This window comes from Pseudomonas fluorescens (assembly GCF_900636825.1).
Taxonomy (GTDB): Bacteria; Pseudomonadota; Gammaproteobacteria; order Pseudomonadales; family Pseudomonadaceae; genus Aquipseudomonas; species Aquipseudomonas fluorescens_BG.
Genome location: NZ_LR134318.1, coordinates 3,635,138 through 3,656,513, shown reverse-complemented (window position 1 = coordinate 3,656,513; position 21,376 = coordinate 3,635,138). Strand labels below are relative to the sequence as shown.

Sequence of the window (21,376 nt, the reverse complement as noted above, 5' to 3'; positions counted from 1 at the left end):
TCACTACGAGGCCAAAGCCCTATCAAGGCGCCGGCGCTCGAACGCACAACTCGCCGCTGGCGCGCGTCAGAGCCAGCGCATGCAGCGCGTCGTGGGTCAGGTCGCTGCGGGCTTTGGCCAGCCACGCCGGGCAGTTGGGATCGCGGCGATAGGGCGTGAACTCGGCGTACTGCTGCAACAGTCGGCTCTGCAGTTCATCCAGGCGCGGGCGGATCTGCTGGCCCAGGTCCGGGCGCGGCGTGTCCGGTGCGGCGCCGTCCGTTCGCCACTGAGCAAGCAAGCCATACTGCACCAGTTTGTTCGCCTCCATTTGCGCGGCAATCAGTTGCGCAACGTCTTCCGGGTCGAGCTTGCGTTCGCTGGCAAGCGTGCGCGCGTTGGCAATCACCTGCGCTTCGCGGGGGCTGTCCTGCACCGGTTTGCCGCTGTCCCATTTGGTCAGCGCAACGAGGTCACCGATGTTCAGGCGTTCGTTCATGGTGTCGAGTAAAGGTTTCAACGCCTGTGGTTGATCGACTGCGTGTGCGGTCGCGGCGACGAGAACCAGCAGCGTGCCGGTCAGCACAGGGGCAAAGCGGGGCATAGGTAAAACCTCATTAAATGAACGCAAGTGCACAAATATGTATCACAGCCTTGAGCCGAGGTTAAACGTTGATCGGGAAATGTTAATTGCACCCCGCTCACAACTCACCGAAGCTATCCTTCCTCAGCCTCCCGCCGTCGAGATGGACCTCTATTCCATGCAAGTCGCCCCCGCCGTCAAACCCCTCTGGCAAACCTACCTGCTGTTTCTCGCGCCGATGGTGTTGTCGAATTTTCTGCAATCGATGTCGGGCACGGTCAACAGCATCTACATCGGCCAGATGCTCGGTACGCAGGCCTTGGCAGCCGTGTCGGGGATGTTTCCCATCGTGTTCTTTTTCATCGCCCTGGTGATCGGTCTCGGTGCCGGTGCCGGTGTGTTGATCGGCCAGGCGTGGGGGGCGCGCGAGCCGCATCTGGTCAAGGCGATTGCCGGGGCGACATTGCTGCTCGGGGTATTGATCGGTCTGGTCGCGGCGGTCGTCGGCAGTGTATTTGCGCGGCAGGCGCTGATGGGGCTGGGGACGCCGGCCGATGTGCTCGACGATGCCGTGGCATACGCCCATGTGATGTTGTGGATCCTGCCATCGTTGCTGGTGTTTGTGCTGTTCACGCAATTGCTGCGCGGCGTCAGCGATACGTTGTCGCCGCTGCTGGCGCTGATCGTTTCGACAACCGTAGGCCTGGCGCTGACGCCGGCGTTGATTCGCGGCTGGTTCGGCTTGCCGCAACTGGGCATTCAGAGCGCGGCATATGCCGGGCTGGCCGGAAACCTGTCAGCGATGGCATGGCTGGCGTGGCGGCTGATTCGCAAAGGTCACCCGTTGGCGCCGGACCGTGAGTTCTTCGCCGCGTTGCGCCTCGACGGTGTGATTCTCGGCAAAGTGCTGCGCATCGGTTTGCCCACCGGCGTGCAGATGGTGGTGCTGTCGCTGTCGGAGCTGGTCATTCTGGCGCTGGTCAATCAGCACGGCTCGCAGGCGACGGCGGCGTATGGTGCGGTGACGCAGATCGTCAATTACGTGCAGTTTCCTGCGCTGTCGATCGCAATCACCGCATCGATCCTTGGCGCCCAGGCGATCGGCGCCGGCAGGCTTGAGCTCATGGGGCCGATTTTGCGCACCGGGCTGTTGATCAACGTGTGCCTGACCGGTGGCCTGATCGTCTTGGGTTATCTGCTCTCGCCCTGGTTGCTCGGGCTGTTCCTCACCGAGGATTCGACCCGGGAAATGGCCGAACATCTGCTGCACATCATGTTGTGGAGCCTGCTGATCTTCGGGTTTCAGGCAATCATCGGCGGGATCATGCGCGCCAGCGGCACGGTGCTGGTGCCGGTCGCCATCGCGATCATCTGCGTGGTCGGCGTGCAACTTCCGGCAGCGTACTGGCTGGATGCGCGCTTTGGTTTGCCGGGCGTCTGGATGGCGTTTCCGGTGGCGTATCTGGGCATGCTGGTGTTGCAGACGCTGTATTACAAACTGGTCTGGCGGCATCAGAAAATTCAGCGGTTGGTGTAGCCGCTGGCGAAACCGGCGGATGTTTGCTTTAGTCATTCGAGGTCCCTGCCGCTACGCGTTGTCCGGAGAATCCCATGTCACTGCGATTACTGCCGGCCGTCGCGTTTGCTTTATGTGCCTTCCCTACGGCGCAAGCGGTCGAATACAACCGGGTCAACACCAGCGCCAGTCAGATCAGTTTCACCTACAGCCAGATGGGCTCGAGGATGTACGGCACGTTCGGCAAGTTTGAAGCGACGCTGGATTTCGACACTGAGCAACTCGAGCGTGCCCACGCCACGTTGCACATCGACCTCACCAGCATCGACGCCGGCAGCGAGGATGCCAATACCGAGCTGGTGAAACCGGCATGGTTCGATACCGCCAGGTTTCCGGTGGCGGTGTTCGAGTCGAGCCGTTTCATCCAGATCGCCGAGTATCGATACCGGCTCGACGGCCAATTGACGCTCAAAGGCATTACCCGTGAAGTGCAGGTGCCGGTGGAGTTGAAAGCGGACGACGCTATCGGCATTTTCGACGGCGAGTTGATCCTCAGACGCGAGGAGTTCGGCCTCGGCGCGGGGGAGTGGGCAGACAGCGTGGTGTCCAGGGACATCGCGATCAAATTCAAAATGGTGGCGCCACAACAGTGACGTTGCCCACGTCCGGATGAGATTTTTGCTGGCCATGACAAGGTATGATGTCGCGGTTTTCTGCCGGAGCTCACCCGCCATGCCACGCATCACCCACTACACCACCCCATGCCCCGAAAGCGTCAATAGTCAGATCCTGCAAATGGTGGTCGATTACCTGACCGATATCAGCGCGGTCGGTCTCGGGCCGAGCAATCTGCTGTACAACGTCTATCAGTACGCGGTCGGGTATGAAGTGCATCTGTATCTGGATGCGTTGAATGGCCAGAAGGGCACTGAGGTGGAACTGCTGGTGGCCAGCGACGAGGACGATCCGGAGCAAGTCATCGGGTTTCTCCTTTACCTGCCGGTGCAGGGTGACTGGGAGGCGTGCAGCGTGGCGTACATGGCGGTGCGGACGGGCCATCGGCGCCAAGGCGTGGCACGGGCGATGCTGGCGCAAATGGTCGGCCGCTACCCTCACGCGGAACTGGCCTGCACCGTCGGCAAGGTACCGTATTTCGAGGCATTGGGCTTTGAGGTCATCGGGCAGCGCGAGACCCAGGTATTGATGAGTACGCGGCATTACCGCAGCAACGGCTTGCGCGGGTTTATCGACACCACGCCGATCTACCGCTCGCTGGAAGTGCAGCAAATTCACACTTATTTGCTGCAGAAGAACGGCAAGCGCGCCATGCTCGACGCGGAAAAAAAGCGCGACCGGCATCTTGATCAGACCAGCCGCCACGTCGAGGAATTCGTTCGTCAACGTCTGACCGTGCACTGATCAATCCACGTCAAAAAGCCCTTGCTGGGTTCGCCACAGCAAGGGCTTTTTTGTGGCTGCCATCTCAACCGAGTTTGACGTTCATGGTGATGCGTGCGGTGAAGACTTTCTTGCCCTCGGTATCGTGAATGTCCACGTTGACCACCTTGTCGCCGTCGCTTTGCCAATCCACACCTTCAGCGCTGGCTACGGCGGTGACGTCGGTTTTGGCCTTGGCCAGATATTCCACGGTCATGCCCTTGGGGATCCAGCGTGCGCCCTCCGGGATCGACACGTCGGTCATCATCCCGCCAGCCAGTTCTGCGGCGTTGCACATGGCGATCGCATGCACGGTGCCGAGGTGGTTGGTGATTTCCTTGCGAAACGGCACTTGCACGGTGGCCGCGTTCGGGCGCAATTCGGTGATCAGCGGGTTGATGCTGCTGAAATAGGGAGCGAACTGGCAGGCCATCTTGCTGAAAGCGTCTGCACCAACGCTGTTGAACATGCTGAGAGATTGACTCATCGGGAAAGCCTCGAATGATTGATTGGCAGAATTATGTTCCGTTACAGAATAATGTTCTGTAACGGAACGGTATTCTGTTCACGGCAAATCTGTCAACCTATGGGCGATTCCTTCATGGCACACCGCGCCTTTTTCACCCCTCGCTTTCGGACCTCAAGCAGCATGGACACCGCCGATCTACTGGAACGCAGCTACCCCGGCCGCCGCGCCGAACTCAAGCGCGATATTTTTCGCAAGGCTTTGAACCTGTTCAACGAACAAGGCATCGAGGCAACCACGATCGAGATGATTCGCGCCGAGTGCGACACCAGCGTCGGCGCGATCTATCACCATTTCGGCAACAAGGAAGGGTTGGTCGCCGCGCTTTTTTTCACCGCACTGGAGGATCAGGCGCGCTTGCGTGATGGGTATCTGGACGCGGCCAGCACTACCGAAGAGGGGGTGCAGGCGCTGGTGTTCAGTTATGTCGATTGGGTCGAGCAACAACCGCAGTGGGCGCGCTTCCAGTACCACGCGCGGTTCGCTGTGACCAAAGGGCCGTTCAAGGATGAATTGGCCGAGCGCAACAAGACGCGCAATCTGCGTTTGCGCCAATGGCTGGCAGAGTCGGGGCGCGCTGCCGAGCTTGAGGGTTGGCCCGCTGAACTGCTGCCATCGCTGATCATCGGCCAGGCGGAGAGTTATTGTCGGGCGTGGCTGGCGGGGCGCGTGAAGGGCAGCCCGATGGCCTATCGGGACGTTCTCGCGCAAGCGGCCTGGCGCTCGATCCGCGGTGAGGGCTGAGTCACACTCTCTCTGTAGGAGTGAGCCTGCTCGCGATAAGGGTTTGTCAGAAATAAAATCCGGTGACTGACACTCCGCTATCGCGAACAGGCTCGCTCCCACAAGCGGATTTGGGATGGGTCAATCGATGCGCTGGAAAACCAGGGCTTTCAGCCCGCTTTGCGGATCGATGTCAGGAAATTCCGGCGGATTCTCCAGTCGTTGCTCGAAGCGCAGACTCGGTGCTTCCTGCGTCACGCCTTCAATCAGAAAGTCAGAACCGAACGCCGGGTCGTTCATGCAGGCGAGCACGGTTCCTTGCGTCGTGAGCAATTCTGGCAAACGCCGGAGCACGCGCCGGTAGTCCTTGGTCAGCAGAAAACTGCCTTTCTGAAATGAGGGCGGGTCGATGATCACCAGATCGTACGGCCCGCTGTTGATCACTTTGCCCCAGGATTTGAAGAGGTCGTGGCCGAGGAAACTGACTTTGCTCAGATCATGGCCGTTCAGCCGATGATTGTCGCGACCACGGCTCAACGCAGCGCGAGACATGTCCAGATTGACCACATGACTGGCGCCGCCTTCGATTGCCGCTACAGAAAAACCGCAGGTATAGGCGAACAGGTTCAACACGCGTTTGCCTGCTGCCTGTTCGCGCACCCACTTGCGCCCGTAGCGCATATCGAGAAACAACCCCGCGTTCTGCTTGCGGCCCAGATCGACGCGGTACTGCAAGGCATCTTCGACAATGGTCATTTCATCAATTTCATCACCGAGCAGCCATTCGGCGGTGCTTTGTGGCAGATAACGATGCTGGATCAGCAACGTACGCGCGCCGCACTGCTGCCATTCGTTGGACCGGGTGATGTCCGACAGCAATTGCTTCAGCGCGTCCAGTTGCTCAGGCTGCGGTTCCTTGAACAACGACACCAGCACCACCCCTTGCAACCAGTCCACGGTCAGTTGTTCCAGCCCCGGCCAGCAACGCCCGCGGCCGTGGAACAGCCGACGCGTTTCGTTGGGCGCGGCGGCGAGCGCAGGCAGCAGATGGGCGTGGAGGGTGGCAAGGGCTTCGGGGTTCATCGGTCAAGGTCGGCAGGCAAATGGGCTGGCATTTTAACCGCAAACGAGCCTGCCGAAGCGGCACTGCGCCCAGAAAAACAACGTCTTGTAGAAATGAGATGTATCAAAAATGAATTTATGCAGGGCGCGCTGCTCATACCAGATAAGCAGCGGATTCAAACCGCTATCCAAAAATGTAATTCGGGGGAGTGCTGTTCATGTGCCCTACAGCTACGTCGAGCGCGCACCTTCCTGGCGGGTTGATTCTGGTAGTCGAGGACGATCCGTTGATTCTGGAGTTTCTTTGCGAAATTCTTCAGGAGGAAGGGTTCAAGGTCGAATCGCAAACCAGTGCCGACGCTGCGTCGCTGTATCTGGAGAAGCATGCAGCGGACGTCGCGCTTTTGCTGACGGACATCACCATGCCCGGCACGCTCAACGGCGCCGATCTGGCGAATCTGGTGGGCGACCGCTGGCCGGACAAACCGGTAATGGTCATGTCCGGTTATGAAACGCCGGAGACTTCCGGGGTCAAGCATTCGGTGGCGTTCATCAAGAAGCCATGGGCGATTGGTCAGTTGCTCGACTGCGTCGAAAGCGCATTCAGATCCAAGGCACCGCAGCTGCACTGACAAGTGCTACATTGCCGGGCCAATCTGCCCGGCCACCTGTCAGAGGATGTGATCTTTTGTCTGCCAAAGCATCTGTTTTCGAGCGCCCGTTCGGCGCGTTCCTGTTCGATATGGACGGCACCGTCCTCAACTCGATCGCCGCTGCCGAGCGCATCTGGTCAGCCTGGGCGGTGCGCCACGGCGTCGACGTCGAAGCGTTTTTACCGACCATTCACGGCGCGCGGGCGATCGACACGATTACCCGATTGAACCTGCCGGGTGTGGATGCGGAGCAACAAGCAGCGTTCATCACCGCGGCGGAAATCGATGACGTTGATGGCATTGTCGAAATTCCTGCGGCTATGGCGTTTCTGAGTAATCTGCCGCCGAATCGTTGGGCGATGGTGACTTCGGCACCTCGCGATCTGGCGTTGCGGCGCATGGCGGCGGCGGGCATTCCGGAACCCGCGGTGATGATCACGGCTGAAGATGTGAAGGCCGGCAAACCGGATCCTGCGGGCTATCTTTTGGCCGCGCAGAGGCTTGGGGTCGCGCCGGGCGATTGCCTGATTTTCGAAGACGCTGCGGTCGGCATCCAGGCTGCAGAAGCGGCGGGGGCTGAGCTGATGATCATCACCACCACCCACCAGCACCCGCTCGAAACCGCGCACGCGACGTTGGCCAGTTATGACGCGATCAGCGTCAGCGTCGACAGCGATGGTTTACTTCGCCTGACGAGAAACTGAACGGCCAAAAATCTCCGATCAAACATCAGCCGCCGTCACCGGTCGGCAGCTCTCTCACTCGAGCAATATCGCGACTACGCTGAGCCATGCCCCGCAATAGCGCCGGGAATGTACCGGCGCCGTCCGCCTGCACCCTTGCCAACCGATGAGGAAAACGCATGAAGATTGATCTGAGTGGGAAACTGGCCATCGTCAGCGGCAGCACCGCCGGCATTGGCCTGGGCATCAGCCAGTCACTGGCCGAAGCCGGCGCTACCGTGGTGGTAATCGGCCGCGATTCGGCGAAGGTTGAGCATGCGCTGGCGAGCATTCGCGAGAAAGTGCCGGCCGCGCAATTGCGCGGCCTGACTGCCGATCTCGGAACGGCGGAAGGCGCACAGACATTGTTCGCCGCCGAACCGCGCGCTGACATTCTGGTGAACAACCTGGGCATCTTCAACGACGTCGATTTCTTCGAAACACCCGACAGCGAATGGACGCGCTTCTATGAGGTCAATGTGATTTCCGGCGTGCGTCTGGCTCGTCATTACGTGCCGGCTATGGTCGAGCAGGGCTGGGGCCGGGTGATTTTTCTGTCTTCGGAATCCGGCGTGGCCACCCCGGCCGACATGCTCAATTATGGCGTGACCAAAAGCGCCAACCTCGCGGTATCCCATGGTTTGGCCAAGCGTCTGGCTGGCACTGGGGTCACGGTCAATGCGATCCTGCCGGGGCCGACTTTCACCGATGGCCTGCAGGACATGCTGAAAGACGCCGCTGCCGAGTCCGGACGCAACCTGCGCGATGAAGCCGATGCCTTTGTGCGCAAGGCGCGTCCGACTTCGATCATCCAGCGTGTCGCCGACGTCGAAGAAGTTGCGCATCTGGTCACCTACATTGCGTCGCCCCTGTCCTCGGCTACCACCGGCGCCGCTCTGCGCGTCGATGGCGGCGTGGTCGACAGCCTGACTATCTGAATTTTTCCTGAGAGAAGTGTTATGCCCACAGCATCTGCAACCATCGACATCCCGGCCCCGGCCGATCAGGTCTGGAAATTGATCGGCGGCTTCAACACGCTGCCGGACTGGCTGCCCTTGATTACTCAGAGTGAATTGAGCGAAGGCGGGCGCGTGCGCACTCTGCAAACCGCTGACGGCGGTGTGGTGATCGAGCGCCTGCAGACGTTCGATAACGCGGCGAAGACCTACAGCTATTCGATTGAGCAAGCTCCGTTTCCGGCCAATGATTACCTGGCGACGCTCAAGGTTGAAGCCCAGGGGCAGGGCGCGCGGGTGACCTGGTCCGGGCGTTTCAACGCAGTCGGCGTAAGCGATGAGGAAGTGGTGGCGCTGTTTAACGGCATCTACCAGGGCGGCCTCGAAGCACTGCGCGGCAATTACCCAACCTGACGGGTACGCTACAACCCTGTGGGAGCTAGCCCTGCTAGCGATGGCGGTTTCTCATTCAATGAAGTTGTTGACTGACACACCGCCATCGCTAGCAGGGCTAGCTCCCACAGGGGTACTGCATGAAGTCAGGATGGAGCGATCAGGAATTCTCGATCAAACTCTGCCGGCAATCGAGCACCAGTTTCGCCCCACCCAGATCGCTGCTGCCTACTGCAAGGCTGAAATCATGCAGGCTGACAATCGCCGCGACGATCGACAATCCCAAGCCAAAACCACCCTGCGGCTGGCCACCTTCGGCACGATAGAAGCGCTGGAACACCGCCTCACGCTCAGCCTCGGGAATCCCCGGCCCGGAGTCGTGAACTTCAATCCGCGTCTGCCCACCTGCGTTGACTCCACGCAGCATCACGGTGCCGCCCGGTGGGGTGAACTTGATCGAGTTGCTCAATAGATTCGCCAGCGCCTCGAACAGCAGCGCCCGGTCGCCATTGAGGGCCGGCAGGGTTTCCGGCATGTTCAGATCGAAACGCAGTTCGCCTTCCTCGGCCAGCGGCAGGTAAAACGCGTGCAGCTCTTCCAGCAATTGCACCGGGTCGAGTTCGACAAATCCCGAGCGCCGTTGGCGATCTTCCAGTTCGGAAATGCGCAGCAAACCGCGAAAGCGCGCCATCAGCGTATCCGCCTCGGCCAGCACCAGATCCAGTTGCGCGGCCTCTTGCGAACCTTCGCCAGCCTGTTGTTGCATGCGATACAGCTGCGCGCGCAGGCGCGTCAGCGGCGTGCGCAAGTCATGCGCAATGTTGTCGCAGACGCCTTTGACTTCGTTCATCAGGCGCTCGATGCGCTCAAGCATGGCGTTGACGATGGCGGCCAGCATGTCCAGTTCATCGCGACGATTGGACAGCGGCAAGCGGTGGGTCAGGTCGCCGGCGACAATCGACTGCGCGCTGGCCTGAATTGCGCGAATCCGTCGCAGCGGTCGACGTCGCAACAAATGCCAACCGGCAATCCCCGGCAGAATCGTCAGTGACACACCCCAGAACAACGCATGCAAAATGATCCGCGTCACTGCGAACAGCGAGCCATTGTCCCGCAGCAACACCAGCCACCGACCGTCGCGGGTCTGCGTGGCGACCGCGTCGCAGCTGTCGTTGGGCAGCGTCGGATCATCGGAATTGGCGCAATCGGCGAGCATGTGGATCTTGCCATCCAGCGGCAGGCCTTCGGGAATCTGCTGCAGCGCTCCGCCGAGGTAGTTGCCCTCGGCATCGAACAGGCCATAGGCGTCGATGCCGCGAATGTCGAAGGTCATGCTGGCAGCGAGGGCTTCTTCCAGTTGCGCGCCGCGAAAGTGCGAAAACAGATGTTGACGTTGCATCAGCGAATGTTTGGCAAGGTTGTCGAGGTAGCCCGACACCTCGTAATACATGACCCCCATGAGGATCGCGCTCCAGGCCACGAATAGCGCGCTGTACAGCGCCAGCAAGCGGCTGCTGGAGGAACGCCAGCCGTCAGACGGGTTCGGCAATGACATAGCCTGAACCCCGTACCGTGCGGATCAGCGGAACGTGGCCCGCTGCGTCGATCTTCTTGCGCAGTCGGCCGATATGCACGTCGATCAGGTTGGTGCCCGGATCGAAGTGATAGCCCCAGACTTCCTCGAAAATCATCATCCGCGAAAGGATCTGGCCGCTGTTGCGCATGAGGAATTCCAGCAGTTTGTATTCGGTCGGCAGCAGCGTCAGCACCTGATCCGCGCGGCGCGCTTCGTGACTGATCAAATCCAGTTCGAGGTCGGCGACCCGCAGTGTGGTCGCCTGGGTGGCGCCGCTGTTCTGCCGACGCAGCAGGACTTCGACGCGGGCGGCCATCTCATCGGTGGCAAAAGGTTTGGTCAGGTAATCGTCGCCACCGGCGCGCAAGCCGCGCACGCGCTCATCGACGTCAGAGAGAGCGCTGATCATCAGAATCGGCGTGGCCACGCCCATGGTGCGCAGGGTGGTGACGATGGCCAGGCCGTCCAGCTCGGGCAGCATGCGGTCGAGGGTGATCAAGTCGTAGTTGCCGCTAACGGCGCGATCGAGGCCCTCGCGGCCATTGTCGACCCAGTCGACATCGAGCCCGTGGCTGCTCAATTCGGCAACGATTTCCCGCGCGGTCACGGCGTCGTCTTCGATGGTCAATATACGAGTCATGGGCAGGCCTGCTGATCGGTTCAAACGGAATGGCAGCATTTTGCCAAGAAATTGCGCTGGCGCTTTAAATTAACTTTCATGTTGTAGCTGCCATTCGCAGGACCCAGAGATTTATTCGCCGCAACATTGATATCATCTGGCCACAATTTCAATAAGGAGTGTTGCCGTGACTGCTTCGATTCGCCGTGGCTGGATGCCGATTATCGGCCTGTTACTTGCGCTTTGCAGCGCTTCGACGTGGGCGGCCAATACGCCGTGTTCCGGTAAGAAGGGCGGGATTGATCGCTGCGATGGCGATTTGTTCCTGTGCAACGACGGCTCTATCAGTGGCTCGAAGAAAAGTTGCGCAGCAATGTTTGGCGAGCGCGAACAAAGCCGTCCGCAAAACCTTTTGCAGAGTGATGAAGGATGCGCCTGCGGTACCGGTTCGTTTTGCACGGGACCACGCGGCGGGGTGTATTGCCTGACGCCTTCAGGTAACAAGAGCTACAAGCGCAAGTAACAGTCCGGCGATCAATGCATAAAACCCGTCGATAACAGCGTTTCGTTGCAATTTGCATGGTCTTAGGAAGTTCATATTTTCTAAGTCATTGAAAATAAAGTATTTATTTAAAAGTCGCGACTGGCACGGTCACTGCAATTCTTCACTCGACGAGTTGTAACACCATTTTTCATGCTTGGAGCAGCACAATAATGAATAGAACCTCTGATGGTTTTTACACTGCCGTTGAAGAGTCGAGCAGCGTTTCGGGTGTGTCCTGGGGCGCAATATTCGCAGGTGCCGCGGCTGCCGCTGCCCTGTCGATGATTCTGGTGCTACTTGGCTTCGGTTTGGGTTTCTCCGCTGTTTCACCATGGGCCGGAGAGGGCGTCAGCGCCAAGGGCCTGGGCATTTCAACGATCGTCTGGCTGGCGGTGACGCAAATCATCGCTTCCGGGATGGGCGGTTACATCGCCGGTCGTCTGCGCGTCAAATGGGCCAACATGCACGGTGACGAAGTGTATTTCCGCGACACCGCGCACGGCTTCCTCGCCTGGTGTGTGGCGACGTTGGTTACCGCTGTTCTGGTGGTCGGTTCGGTCAGCAGCGTCATCAGTGGCGGTGTGCAGGCCGGTGCCAGTGTCGCTGGCGGCGCTGCCGGTGCAATGAGTCAGGCCGCCGGTTCCGCTGCGGCCAATACTGACAGCGATCAGTACGGCTACTTCGTCGACAGCCTGTTCCGCGATGACCGTCCCGCAGCCGTCAGCGATGACGCCGCCCGTGGCACTGTGACCCGCATCTTCGCTCAGAGCCTGGCCAACGGTCAGCTCAGCGCCGAAGACCGCACGTATCTCGCGCAACTGGTGTCGCAACGTACCAACCTGACCCAGGCCGATGCCGAGCGTCGTGTTGACGAGATCTACGCCAGCACGCAGAAAGCCATTGCCGACGCCAAGCTGAAAGCTCAGCAAGCTGCTGACACCGCCGCGAAAGTCGCTGCCTACACCTCGCTGTGGATGTTCGTCGCGCTGCTGGCCGGTGCGTTCTTCGCCAGCCTCGCTGCAACCTTCGGCGGCCGTCGTCGCGATGCCGTTGAATACGTTGAAGTCGACACCTACACCCCGACCACTCCAGTCCGTTAAACAAGGAGCATTACCATGCGCTCATTACTGCTGTTTTTCCTCGGCGTACCAATCCCGATCATCATCCTGATCGCCCTGTTCGTGCACTGATTGCTCGATTGAGGCACGTGCCTCGGCCGCTTTCACCTTCGGGTGAAAGCGGCTTTTTACATTCTGGAAACGCCGCAATCCTGTAGGAGCTGTCGAGTGCAACGAGGCTGCGATCTTTTGATTCTTTGAATGAAGATCAAAAGATCGCAGCGTTCCGCAGCTCCTACACGGGTGTGGGCGTCAGTAGTTGCGCGGTTTTGCTGCCAGCGCACGACATTCTGTAGGAGCTGTCGAGTGCAACGAGGCTGCGATCTTTTGAATCTGTGGCATGAAGATCAAAAGATCGCAGCGTTCCGCAGCTCCTACACGGTGTGGGCGTCAGTGTTGGCGCGGTGTTGCTGCCAGCGCACGACATCTGTAGGAGCTGTCGAGTGCAACGAGGCTGCGATCTTTTGATTCTTGGAAATGAAGATCAAAAGATCGCAGCGTTCCGCAGCTCCTACACGGTGTGGGCGTCAGTGTTGGCGCGGTGTTGCTGCCAGCGCACGGCATTTTGTAGGAGCTGTCGAGTGCAACGAGGCTGCGATCTTTTGATTCTTTGAATGAAGATCAAAAGATCGCAGCGTTCCGCAGCTCCTACATGGTTGTGGGGGGCAGTGTTTGCGCGGAGGCGCACGACATCTGTAGGAGCTGTCGAGTGCAACGAGGCTGCGATCTTTTGAATCTGTGGCATGAAGATCAAAAGATCGCAGCGTTCCGCAGCTCCTACACGGGTGTGGGCGCCCGTGTTTGCGCGGTGTTGCTGCCAGCGCACGAGATTCTGTAGGAGCTGTCGAGTGCAACGAGGCTGCGATCTTTTCGATCTTTGGAGTGAAGATCAAAAGATCGCAACGTTCCGCAGCTCCTACATGGGTGTGGGAGTCCGTGTTTGCGCGGTGTTGCTGGCCGCGCACGACATTCTGTAGGAGCTGTCGAGTGCAACGAGGCTGCGATCTTTTGAATCTGTGGCATGAAGATCAAAAGATCGCAGCGTGCCGCAGCGCCTACAGGGAACGGGGATTGGTCAGGCCTTGCGTGCTTCTTCTTCCAGTTGGTCCGATTCGAACAGTTTGGCCAGTTCCGCCCGGGCTTCCTGGGCGGTTTGCAGGACTTTGGTTGCGTCGTCATAAACCGCGTGTTGCGCCTCCAGCACCTGTTCGTCGTGGTGCTTGAAGCGCTTGATCCGCGCGTCAGCCTGGGCTTGCGTCAGCCCCAGGCCCACCAGCGTTCGTCGGCTCATTTCCAGACTGGAATAGTAAGTCTCACGAATCGCTTCCGCGCCGACGTCGACCAATCGGTGAACGTGCTGACGGTTACGCGCCCGGGCGATGATTTTCATGTGTGGGTAAAGCTTGCGCACCACCTCGGCGGTCTTGATGTTGGTCTCAGGATCATCTGTGGCAATGACGAAATATTCCGCCTCCCCGGCTTTGGCCGCATTGAGGATTTCCGCACGCATCGGGTCGCCATAGAACACCGGTACGCCGCCAAAGCTGCGTGACAGTTCGATGGTCTCCACAGAGGTGTCCAGCGCGACAAAGTTGATGTTCTGCGCGCGGAGGATTCGCGCGACGATTTGCCCCATCCGACCCATGCCGGCGATCACCACGCGTGGCGTTTCGGTGTCGATCTGACGGAAGCTCTCCGGCACTTCCACCGGTTGCACTTTCGGGCTGACCAGGCGTGCGCAGATCAACAGCAGCAGCGGTGTCACCGCCATCGACAGAGTGATGGTCAGCACCAGCAGGTCATACAGGCGCGGTTCGAACAGGCCTTGATCGCGGCCGATCTTGAACACCACAAAGGCAAACTCACCACCGGCGGCGAGGACAATGCCGAGGCGGATCGCACTGATCTTGTTCAAACCACCGGCCAAGCGGCCGACGACGAACAACAACGGCAGTTTCAAGCCAATCAACAGCAGGGTCAGACCCAATACGGTAAACGGCGCGCTGAGCAGCAAACCGAGGTTGGCGCCCATGCCGACGCTGATGAAAAACAGCCCGAGCAACAGGCCCTTGAACGGTTCGATCTGCGCTTCGAGCTCATGGCGATATTCCGAGTCCGCCAACAGCAAACCGGCCAGAAACGCACCGAGCGCCATCGACACCCCGACCAAGTCCATCAGCCACGCCGTGCCGATTACCACCAGCAATGCGGTGGCGGTGGATACCTCGGGCAGACCGGTTTTTGCCACCACGCGAAACACCGGACGCAACAGTAACGCCCGCCGATAACCACCACCGCAATGCCGCCGAGTACCTGCAGGCTGTGGCGAATATCGTCGGCGGTGCTGGTGTGGTGATCGACGCCGGCGAGCATCGGCACCAGCGCGATCAACGGGATCGCCGCGATGTCCTGGAACAGCAAAATGGCGAACGCCAGACGGCCGTGGGGGCTGGTCAGTTCCTTGCGTTCGGCGAGGCTTTGCAGGCCAAACGCCGTAGAGGAAAGCGCGAGGCCGAGACCGAGTACGATCGCGCTGTTAAACGGTTGGCCGAAGACCGACAAGGCCAGCACGCCAATCACCGAAGCGGTCAGCAAGACCTGCGCCAGACCCACGCCGAACACCGATTTGCGCATCACCCACAAGCGTCGTGGCGACAGTTCCAGGCCGATGATGAACAGCAGAAGCACGACGCCCAACTCGGAGATATGCGCAACGCTCTGCGGATTGCCGATCAGGCCCAACACCGATGGGCCGATGATCACCCCGGCAAACAGATAACCGAGCACTGCGCCCAATTGCAGGCGTTTGGCCAAAGGCACGGTGAGCACCGCCGCGAACAGAAAAACGACGGCGGCTTGCAACAGATTGCCTTCATGGGGCATGGGTTTACTCCTGACTACGGGTACGGCGCGGGGCGACAAGGATAAGGGTTACGCACTCGTTCATTCCACCGAAGATCCCTGTAGGAGCTGCCGGAGGCTGCGATTTTTTGATTCGGGTTTTTAAGATCAAGATCAAAAGATCGCAGCCTGCGGCAGCTCCTGCAGGGGGATGCGGGTTGCTGTCATAATTTGCATCAACTGGTTACATTTATAATCCCTGCGCATCAATTTCCGGAAACGCCATGGCCATCAACTTCGATCTTAACGACTTGCAAGCCTTCCGCGCGGTGGTCGAGCAGGGCAGTTTCCGCAAGGCTGCCGACACCGTGCGTCTGTCGCAACCGGCGCTGAGCCGGCGCATCGAGAAACTTGAAGACGCCCTCGGCGTGAAACTCTTCGAGCGCACCACGCGCAAGGTCAGCTTGACCCAGGCCGGGCGTGGTTTCATGCCGAGTGTCGAGCGGTTGCTGGATGATCTTGATGTCGCGTTGCTGGGCATCAGTGAAGTGGCCTCGACGCGACTCGGCCACGTCACCGTCGCGTGCGTGCCCTCGGCGGCGTATTACTTCATGCCCCGCGTTGTCGCCCGTTATCACCAGCAATTTCCGCGCATCAAAGTCAAAGTCCTTGATTCCAGTGCCCACGATGTGCTGAGTGCGGTGGTCAATGGCGAGGCGGATTTCGGTTTGAGTTTTTTGGGCACGCAGGATGCCAAAGTCGAGTTCGAACCGCTTGTGCAGGAGTGCTACGTGGTTGCCTGTCGCCGCGATCACCCGTTGGCCGGGCGCAGCAGCGTGACGTGGGAGGAGTTCTATCAGCAGGATTACATCTCGCTGGACAAGACGTCGGGCAACCGTTTTCTGCTCGATCAGGCGTTAAGCAGTGTGGTGCCGCAGCGCGCGAGCATCTGCGAAACGCGGCACGTGACGACGATGATCGGTCTGGTGGAGGCGGGGTTAGGCGTGGCGGCCGTGCCGTTGATGGCGATGCCCGGGCCGGATCATCCGATCCTGACGCGAGTGCCACTGACTGATCCGCAAGTAATGCGCAGTGTCGGCATCATCAAACGCCGGGGTCGCACACTGACCCCGGCGGCGTTGGAACTGGAGCGGCTGGTGGTGGAAATGAAAGTCCAGCCGCCATTGATCAGCGCTTGACCGAATCCAGGCCGGTGGCTTGCACGTCAACCTGCGCAGCGGGCGCGGCAAGGTAGGCGAGCAGGGCTTTGGCTTCTTCCGGATGCTCGGCCTTGACTGGAATCCCGGCGGCGAAACGCGTGACCGATTGCACCGATTCCGGAATTTTCGCGACGAAGCTCACGCCCGGCACCGGCAGCAATTCGCTGACCTGCTGGAAGCCCAGTTGATAGTCGCCAGTGGCGACCACCGAGCCCACCGGAATCTTCGCAATCATCTTCGCCTTCGGTTTCAGCTGATCTTCGATGCCGAGTTTCTTGAACAATTGCTGCTCGATGTACACGCCGCTGGCACTGTCGGAATAGGCCACCGATTGCGCGTCGAGCAGGGTTTTCTTCAAGCCGTCGACCCTGCTGATGTCCGGTTTCGGCGCGCCTTCACGCACCACCAGACCGATCCGCGAATCCGCCAGTTCTACCCGCGATGCGGGGTCGACCTTGCCTTGTTTGATCAACTCGTCGAGGGCATAGCCGACCATGATCACTACGTCCGCGTGCTCACCGCGCGCCAGGCGATTGGGGATCGCCTCGGGCGCCTTGCCCATCGAAGGGCCGAGGCTGGTGGCGAGGGTATTGCCGGTGGCAGCAGCGAATTTCGGCCCGAGGATTTTGTAGGCGGCAGTAAAACCGCCCGAAGTCATCACGCTCAGTTGTTCAGCCTGGGCGGCGACGTTGAACGCGAGCCCGGCGAGCAGGGCGGTGACAGTAACGAGTTTTTTCATGGCGAGTTTTCCTCAGGCCGCAACAGGTTGCAGACGACCACCGGCACGGCGGTACAGATAAAGGGTGGCGCACAGCGCACACAGCGCACCGATGCTCATCCAGTAACCCGGCGCAGCTTTATCGCCGGTGTACTGGATCAGGAAGGTCGACATGGCCGCGGTGAATCCACCGAAAATCGCGGTAGCCAGGCTGTAGGCGAGGGAGAATCCGGCGACGCGCACTTCCACTGGCATGATCTCGGTGAGCGCCGGAATCATTGCGCCGTTGTACAAACCGTAGATAAACGATAGCCACAGCAGCGACAGCAACATGTGGCTGAAACTTGGCGACTGCACCAGATACGACAGCGCCGGGTAGGTCGTGGCCAGCGCCAGCAGCGCCATCGCGATCAACACCGGGCGACGGCCGATGCGGTCGGACAACATGCCGCCGATCGGCAGCCAGAAGAAATTCGATACGCCGACCAGCAGGGTCACCAACAGCGCATCGGACGTGCTCAAGTGCAACACGGTTTTGCCGAAAGTCGGCGCGTATACGGTAATCAGATAAAACGCGGTGGTGGTCAGCGCGACCATCAGCATGCCGCCAATCACTACGGCCCAGTTCTGGCCAAGCGTGCGGAACACTTCACTCATGCTCGGACGATGTTTGCGCGCGGTGAACTCTTCGGTTTCCGCCAGATTCCGGCGCAGGAAGAAGATGAACGGCACGATCATGCAGCCAACGAAGAACGGAATGCGCCAGCCCCAATCGGCAATCACATCCGGCGCCATCCATTGGTTCAGGCCGTAGCCGAGCGCGGCAGCGATGATGATTGCGACTTGCTGACTGGCCGACTGCCAAGCGGTGAAGAAACCCTTGCGGCCCGGAGTGGCAATCTCGGCCAGATAGACCGACACACCGCCCAGTTCCGCACCGGCCGAGAAGCCTTGGAGCAACCGACCGATCAGCACGATCGCCGGGGCGAACAGACCGATGCTTTCATAGCCGGGCACCAGCACAATCAGGATCGTGCCGCTGGCCATGATCGACAACGTGACGATCAAACCTTTGCGGCGACCGACGTCATCGATGTACGCACCCAGCACGATGGCGCCCAGCGGACGCATCAGGAAGCCTGCGCCGAATACCGCGAACGTCATCATCAGGGAGGCGAACTCACTGCTCGCCGGGAAGAACACCGCGGCAAGCTGCGTCGCATAGAAACCGAACAGAAAGAAGTCGAATTGTTCGAGAAAGTTGCCCGAGGTCACTCGGAAAATGGCGCCGGCCCGCGAGCCGCCTTTCTGGATTGAAGCTGTCATAGGAAAAGTACTCCACCGCTTTTATGACGTGCGCTACGGAGAGTCAGCGCACGGATCTTATTGAGGTGGATGGTGGCGCAGATGTAACAATCTGTTAATTGCATTGTTGGCATGGATTGATGCGCAGAGCGGATCAATCAATTTGAAGCGCTGCGTTTCATGGAATGTAGAAAATCCATGTGGGAGCTTGCCTGCAAGCGATGACGGCCCGACGGCAGACCATTTCCATCGAATGTACCCAACCGCTGTACTCAATTGAATTCAAGCAATGCCGCCCTGACCGACATAGCCCTTGCAGCACCCGATTCGCGCAAAAAAACAAGGAATGTTTCGCGCGCCGCGCAGTCGGAGATCAGGTACTACCTATCTGACAGAGGTTCACCGATGAACAGCAAAACCCTAATCGCCAGCCTGGCCCTCGTCGCCGGTATTGCCGGGATCACGCCCATTGTTCAAGCGGCGCAAACCTCCAGCGATCCCTCGGTGCAATCACCGACCAGCGACCGTCAACTGAAGGTCAACGACCGCGCGCCGGAAATGTATCAGCGCGAGGACAAAGCCCTGAAAAACTGGAAAGCCAAAGGCCTGAAAGCCCCGATCGAACAAGCCCAGTGGGTGCAGATCAATGACCATTACGTCATGGTGATGATCACCAACGGCACGATTGTCGAGATGCAACCGGTCGAGCGTTAAGCTTTGTCACTATTGATTAGAAGCTGATAGCGGGGGGCTTTTACAAAAGCTCCCCTTTGTCCCACAGGTGCACCAAATCTCCCGGCGCCCGGTCCTCCGGCACCTTCAGCACCATTTCCCCCGCCTGATAACGCACTTCTATCTGATAGAAGCGTTGATCGCCGCGTCCCGACTCGCTGCTGTCGAGCGGCAGACACCCTTCCAATACCGAGCAAATCCGCGACCGCTGGGTGATATCGCATTGCGCGAACTCGATTTCGCGCGGGCGGGTCAGGCTGTGAATCGCCGCAACGCCACCCTGGCGAGATACGCGTAAAACGGAATCGTCATCCAGCTCGGGTAGCGTTTTCATACAGCCTCCTCGGATTATTCGATGCCGACCTGAGCCCAGGCCTGCTGCACTGCGTCGACTTCTTTGGCGCTGAAGCGCTGGCCGGCGTGGTCGATGGTGAGCCTGGCGAAGGCGTCGAATGTCGCATCCTGGGTCAGGCGTTGATCGCACAGCGTGTCGTACCAGATGCGCCCGGCCTTTTCCCAGGCGAATCCACCCATTGCCCGCGCCGCCAGATAAAACGCCCGGTTGGGAATGCCCGAATTGATATGCACGCCGCCATTGTCCTCGCTGGTGATGACGAATTTGCGCATGTGATCCGGTTGCGGGTCTTTACCCAGCAGCGGGTCGTCGTACGCCGTGCCGGGGTGTGACATCGAGCGCAGGGCCTTGCCCTGAATCTTCGGCATCAGCAGATCGGCGCCGATCAGCCAGTCCGCCTGCTCGACGGTGTGCCCGAGTGCGTATTGCTTGGTGAGCACGCCAAATACGTCCGACAGCGACTCGTTCAACGCGCCGGACTGATTGGCATAAATCAACCCGGCCTCACTCTCGGTAACGCCGTGGGCGAGTTCATGGCCGATGACGTCCAGCGAGCGAGTGAAGCGCTGGAAGATTTCACCGTCGCCATCGCCGAAAACCATCTGCGCGCCATTCCAGAAAGCATTTTCGTAACCCTGGCCGTAATGCACGCTGCCGATGAGGGCAAATCCCTGATTGTCGATTGAATCGCGACCGAGCACTTTCCAGAAGAAATCATAGCTGGCGCCCAAAGCGTCGTAAGCCTCATCGACCGCCGGATCGCCCGACGGTGGCTGGCCTTCGAGGCGAACCGGCATGCCCGGCAAGAGCATTTTGTTTTGCGCGTCGTGCACACTGCGCCGTGCCAGGCCGGGTTTGCTCGCCTCCGGCAGAATCGCTCGTGCTGGCGGCTGAGAAGGTTTGCCGGGGTTGGGCAACAGGCTGCGCACATGATTGAGGGTCTGCATCGCGGCATTGCGCTGCGGGCCCGAACCGTGGGCGATGATACGGTTGAGGATGTAGGGCGGAATGAAGCTGTGCAGCATTCGAGAGTCGGTCATCAAAGCATCCTTGTCGTCATACGATGTCGATAAACATGTGAGCCGCCGCGCGGGTTTTCGGTTCCATGGATTGCCATTGGCGATGGATTCTGCGAAAAACGCCGTCCGCGACAATCTCAACAGAGCCAATGACATGACAGACGAACTGCAAATCATCGACCTGCAACCGGGCGACGGCAAAGCCGCGGTCAAAGGTGCCTTGATTACCACCCAATACACGGGCTGGCTGGAAGATGGCACCGAGTTCGATTCTTCCTACAGCCGTGGCAAACCATTTCAGTGCGTCATTGGCACCGGCCGCGTAATCAAGGGTTGGGATCAAGGCTTGATTGGCATGCAGGTGGGCGGCAAACGTAAATTGTGGGTACCGGCGCACCTGGGTTACGGCGAACGGACGATGGGCAAAATCCCGCCGAATTCGAACCTCGTATTCGAAATCGAGTTGCTGGAGGTTTTGACGCGGGGGATTGAGGTAGGGGGCGCAAGTGGCTCTGGCTGACGCGGACTGAAACGGCCGAATCAAAAGATCGCAGCGTTCCGCAGCTCCTACAGGGCTTTGTAGGAGCTGCGGAACGCTGCGATCCTTTGATCTTGGCTTCAAGCCGACGAGGGTTCACGCCTCGGCTTGTTTCCGCATTCCGCAACGCCTTTCGCGCTTTTGTAGGAGCTGCGGAACGCTGCGATCTTTTGATCTTGGCTTCAAGCCGACGAGGGATCATGCGTCGGCTTGTTTCTGCACTCCGCAGCGCCTAAAGCGT

22 protein-coding genes and 1 pseudogene are annotated in these 21,376 nt (G+C 59.5%); 13 read left to right on the top strand and 10 right to left on the bottom strand.

Annotated elements, in window-relative coordinates; all coding sequences use genetic code 11:
* Positions 1–22: 22 nt before the first annotated feature.
* Positions 23–583, bottom strand: coding sequence for a chorismate mutase (locus tag EL257_RS16515; protein ID WP_126364411.1), 561 nt, complete (start codon positions 581–583; stop codon positions 23–25).
* 157 nt (positions 584–740) lie between these two features.
* Here EL257_RS16515 and EL257_RS16510 point away from each other — a divergent pair, with 157 nt between their 5' ends.
* The 3 genes from EL257_RS16510 to EL257_RS16500 all read left to right on the top strand — a co-directional run bounded on the left by EL257_RS16510 (position 741) and on the right by EL257_RS16500 (position 3,497).
* Positions 741–2,099, top strand: coding sequence for an MATE family efflux transporter (locus tag EL257_RS16510; RefSeq protein ID WP_126364409.1), 1,359 nt, complete (start codon positions 741–743; stop codon positions 2,097–2,099).
* A gap of 74 nt (positions 2,100–2,173) precedes the next feature.
* A complete protein-coding gene (locus tag EL257_RS16505) occupies positions 2,174–2,731 on the top strand; it encodes a YceI family protein (protein ID WP_126364407.1) in 558 nt (185 codons plus the stop codon).
* Positions 2,732–2,810: 79 nt separating this feature from the next.
* Complete coding sequence (locus EL257_RS16500) at positions 2,811–3,497, top strand: GNAT family N-acetyltransferase (RefSeq protein ID WP_126364405.1); 687 nt, start codon at positions 2,811–2,813, stop codon at positions 3,495–3,497.
* Positions 3,498–3,561: 64 nt separating this feature from the next.
* On the opposite strand, the gene EL257_RS16495 is transcribed toward EL257_RS16500, so the two are convergent.
* Positions 3,562–4,002, bottom strand: coding sequence for a hotdog fold domain-containing protein (locus EL257_RS16495; protein WP_126364403.1), 441 nt, complete (start codon positions 4,000–4,002; stop codon positions 3,562–3,564).
* A 162-nt stretch (positions 4,003–4,164) separates the two neighbouring features.
* Between EL257_RS16495 and EL257_RS16490 the strand changes: the two genes are divergently transcribed.
* Positions 4,165–4,785 carry a TetR/AcrR family transcriptional regulator gene (locus tag EL257_RS16490; RefSeq protein ID WP_126364401.1) on the top strand — a complete coding sequence of 207 codons (621 nt, stop codon included), beginning with the start codon at positions 4,165–4,167 and terminating at the stop codon, positions 4,783–4,785.
* 120 nt (positions 4,786–4,905) lie between these two features.
* Here the strand turns inward: EL257_RS16490 and EL257_RS16485 are convergent, their stop codons facing one another.
* The gene (locus EL257_RS16485) at positions 4,906–5,847 is read right to left on the bottom strand and encodes a class I SAM-dependent methyltransferase (RefSeq protein WP_126364399.1); all 942 of its coding nucleotides are present in this window, start codon (positions 5,845–5,847) and stop codon (positions 4,906–4,908) included.
* 197 nt (positions 5,848–6,044) lie between these two features.
* Between EL257_RS16485 and EL257_RS16480 the strand changes: the two genes are divergently transcribed.
* From EL257_RS16480 to EL257_RS16465, 4 genes are all read left to right on the top strand, one after another.
* Positions 6,045–6,458, top strand: coding sequence for a response regulator (locus tag EL257_RS16480; protein ID WP_126364397.1), 414 nt, complete (start codon positions 6,045–6,047; stop codon positions 6,456–6,458).
* Between the two features lie 56 nt (positions 6,459–6,514).
* On the top strand, positions 6,515–7,183 hold the full coding sequence (locus EL257_RS16475) for an HAD family hydrolase (protein WP_126364395.1): 669 nt from the start codon (positions 6,515–6,517) through the stop codon (positions 7,181–7,183).
* A gap of 158 nt (positions 7,184–7,341) precedes the next feature.
* A complete protein-coding gene (locus tag EL257_RS16470) occupies positions 7,342–8,139 on the top strand; it encodes an SDR family NAD(P)-dependent oxidoreductase (RefSeq protein ID WP_126364394.1) in 798 nt (265 codons plus the stop codon).
* A gap of 21 nt (positions 8,140–8,160) precedes the next feature.
* A complete protein-coding gene (locus EL257_RS16465) occupies positions 8,161–8,571 on the top strand; it encodes an SRPBCC family protein (protein WP_126364392.1) in 411 nt (136 codons plus the stop codon).
* Between the two features lie 139 nt (positions 8,572–8,710).
* Here EL257_RS16465 and EL257_RS16460 read toward each other — a convergent pair whose 3' ends face one another.
* Together EL257_RS16460 and EL257_RS16455 are read right to left on the bottom strand one after the other, a co-directional pair.
* Positions 8,711–10,105, bottom strand: a complete 1,395-nt coding sequence (locus EL257_RS16460) for a sensor histidine kinase (protein ID WP_126364390.1) — start codon at positions 10,103–10,105, stop codon at positions 8,711–8,713.
* Entirely contained in the window at positions 10,083–10,766 is a 684-nt protein-coding gene (locus EL257_RS16455; RefSeq protein ID WP_126364388.1) for a response regulator transcription factor, read from the bottom strand. Before EL257_RS16455 ends, EL257_RS16460 begins: the two co-directional genes overlap by 23 nt.
* Positions 10,767–10,959: 193 nt before the next feature.
* On the opposite strand from EL257_RS16455, the gene EL257_RS16450 reads away from it, so the two are divergent.
* Positions 10,960–11,268, top strand: coding sequence for a hypothetical protein (locus tag EL257_RS16450; protein ID WP_172604556.1), 309 nt, complete (start codon positions 10,960–10,962; stop codon positions 11,266–11,268).
* 191 nt (positions 11,269–11,459) lie between these two features.
* A complete protein-coding gene (locus tag EL257_RS16445) occupies positions 11,460–12,389 on the top strand; it encodes a hypothetical protein (protein WP_126364384.1) in 930 nt (309 codons plus the stop codon).
* A 1,093-nt stretch (positions 12,390–13,482) separates the two neighbouring features.
* On the opposite strand, the pseudogene EL257_RS28280 reads toward EL257_RS16445, so the two are convergent.
* A pseudogene (locus EL257_RS28280) lies at positions 13,483–15,290 on the bottom strand (monovalent cation:proton antiporter-2 (CPA2) family protein).
* A 242-nt stretch (positions 15,291–15,532) separates the two neighbouring features.
* Between EL257_RS28280 and EL257_RS16430 the strand changes: the two are divergent.
* Positions 15,533–16,447: a LysR family transcriptional regulator gene (locus EL257_RS16430; protein ID WP_126364382.1), complete on the top strand. Its 915-nt coding sequence runs from the start codon at positions 15,533–15,535 to the stop codon at positions 16,445–16,447.
* Here EL257_RS16430 and EL257_RS16425 read toward each other — a convergent pair.
* Positions 16,437–17,207 (bottom strand): substrate-binding domain-containing protein, encoded by a 771-nt coding sequence (locus EL257_RS16425; RefSeq protein ID WP_126364380.1) that lies wholly within the window; start codon positions 17,205–17,207, stop codon positions 16,437–16,439. The two genes, EL257_RS16430 and EL257_RS16425, sit on opposite strands and share 11 nt — an antisense overlap.
* Positions 17,208–17,219: 12 nt before the next feature.
* Entirely contained in the window at positions 17,220–18,512 is a 1,293-nt protein-coding gene (locus EL257_RS16420) for an MFS transporter (protein ID WP_126364378.1), read from the bottom strand.
* A 384-nt stretch (positions 18,513–18,896) separates the two neighbouring features.
* Between EL257_RS16420 and EL257_RS16415 the strand changes: the two genes are divergently transcribed.
* On the top strand, positions 18,897–19,205 hold the full coding sequence (locus tag EL257_RS16415; protein WP_126364376.1) for an RcnB family protein: 309 nt from the start codon (positions 18,897–18,899) through the stop codon (positions 19,203–19,205).
* A gap of 40 nt (positions 19,206–19,245) precedes the next feature.
* On the opposite strand, the gene EL257_RS16410 is transcribed toward EL257_RS16415, so the two are convergent.
* Together EL257_RS16410 and EL257_RS16405 are read right to left on the bottom strand one after the other, a co-directional pair.
* Positions 19,246–19,557, bottom strand: a complete 312-nt coding sequence (locus EL257_RS16410) for a protealysin inhibitor emfourin (protein ID WP_126364374.1) — start codon at positions 19,555–19,557, stop codon at positions 19,246–19,248.
* Positions 19,558–19,571: 14 nt separating this feature from the next.
* Entirely contained in the window at positions 19,572–20,618 is a 1,047-nt protein-coding gene (locus EL257_RS16405) for a M4 family metallopeptidase (RefSeq protein ID WP_126364372.1), read from the bottom strand.
* Positions 20,619–20,751: 133 nt separating this feature from the next.
* Between EL257_RS16405 and EL257_RS16400 the strand changes: the two genes are divergently transcribed.
* Positions 20,752–21,117, top strand: a complete 366-nt coding sequence (locus EL257_RS16400) for an FKBP-type peptidyl-prolyl cis-trans isomerase (protein WP_126368164.1) — start codon at positions 20,752–20,754, stop codon at positions 21,115–21,117.
* Positions 21,118–21,376 lie beyond the last annotated feature (259 nt).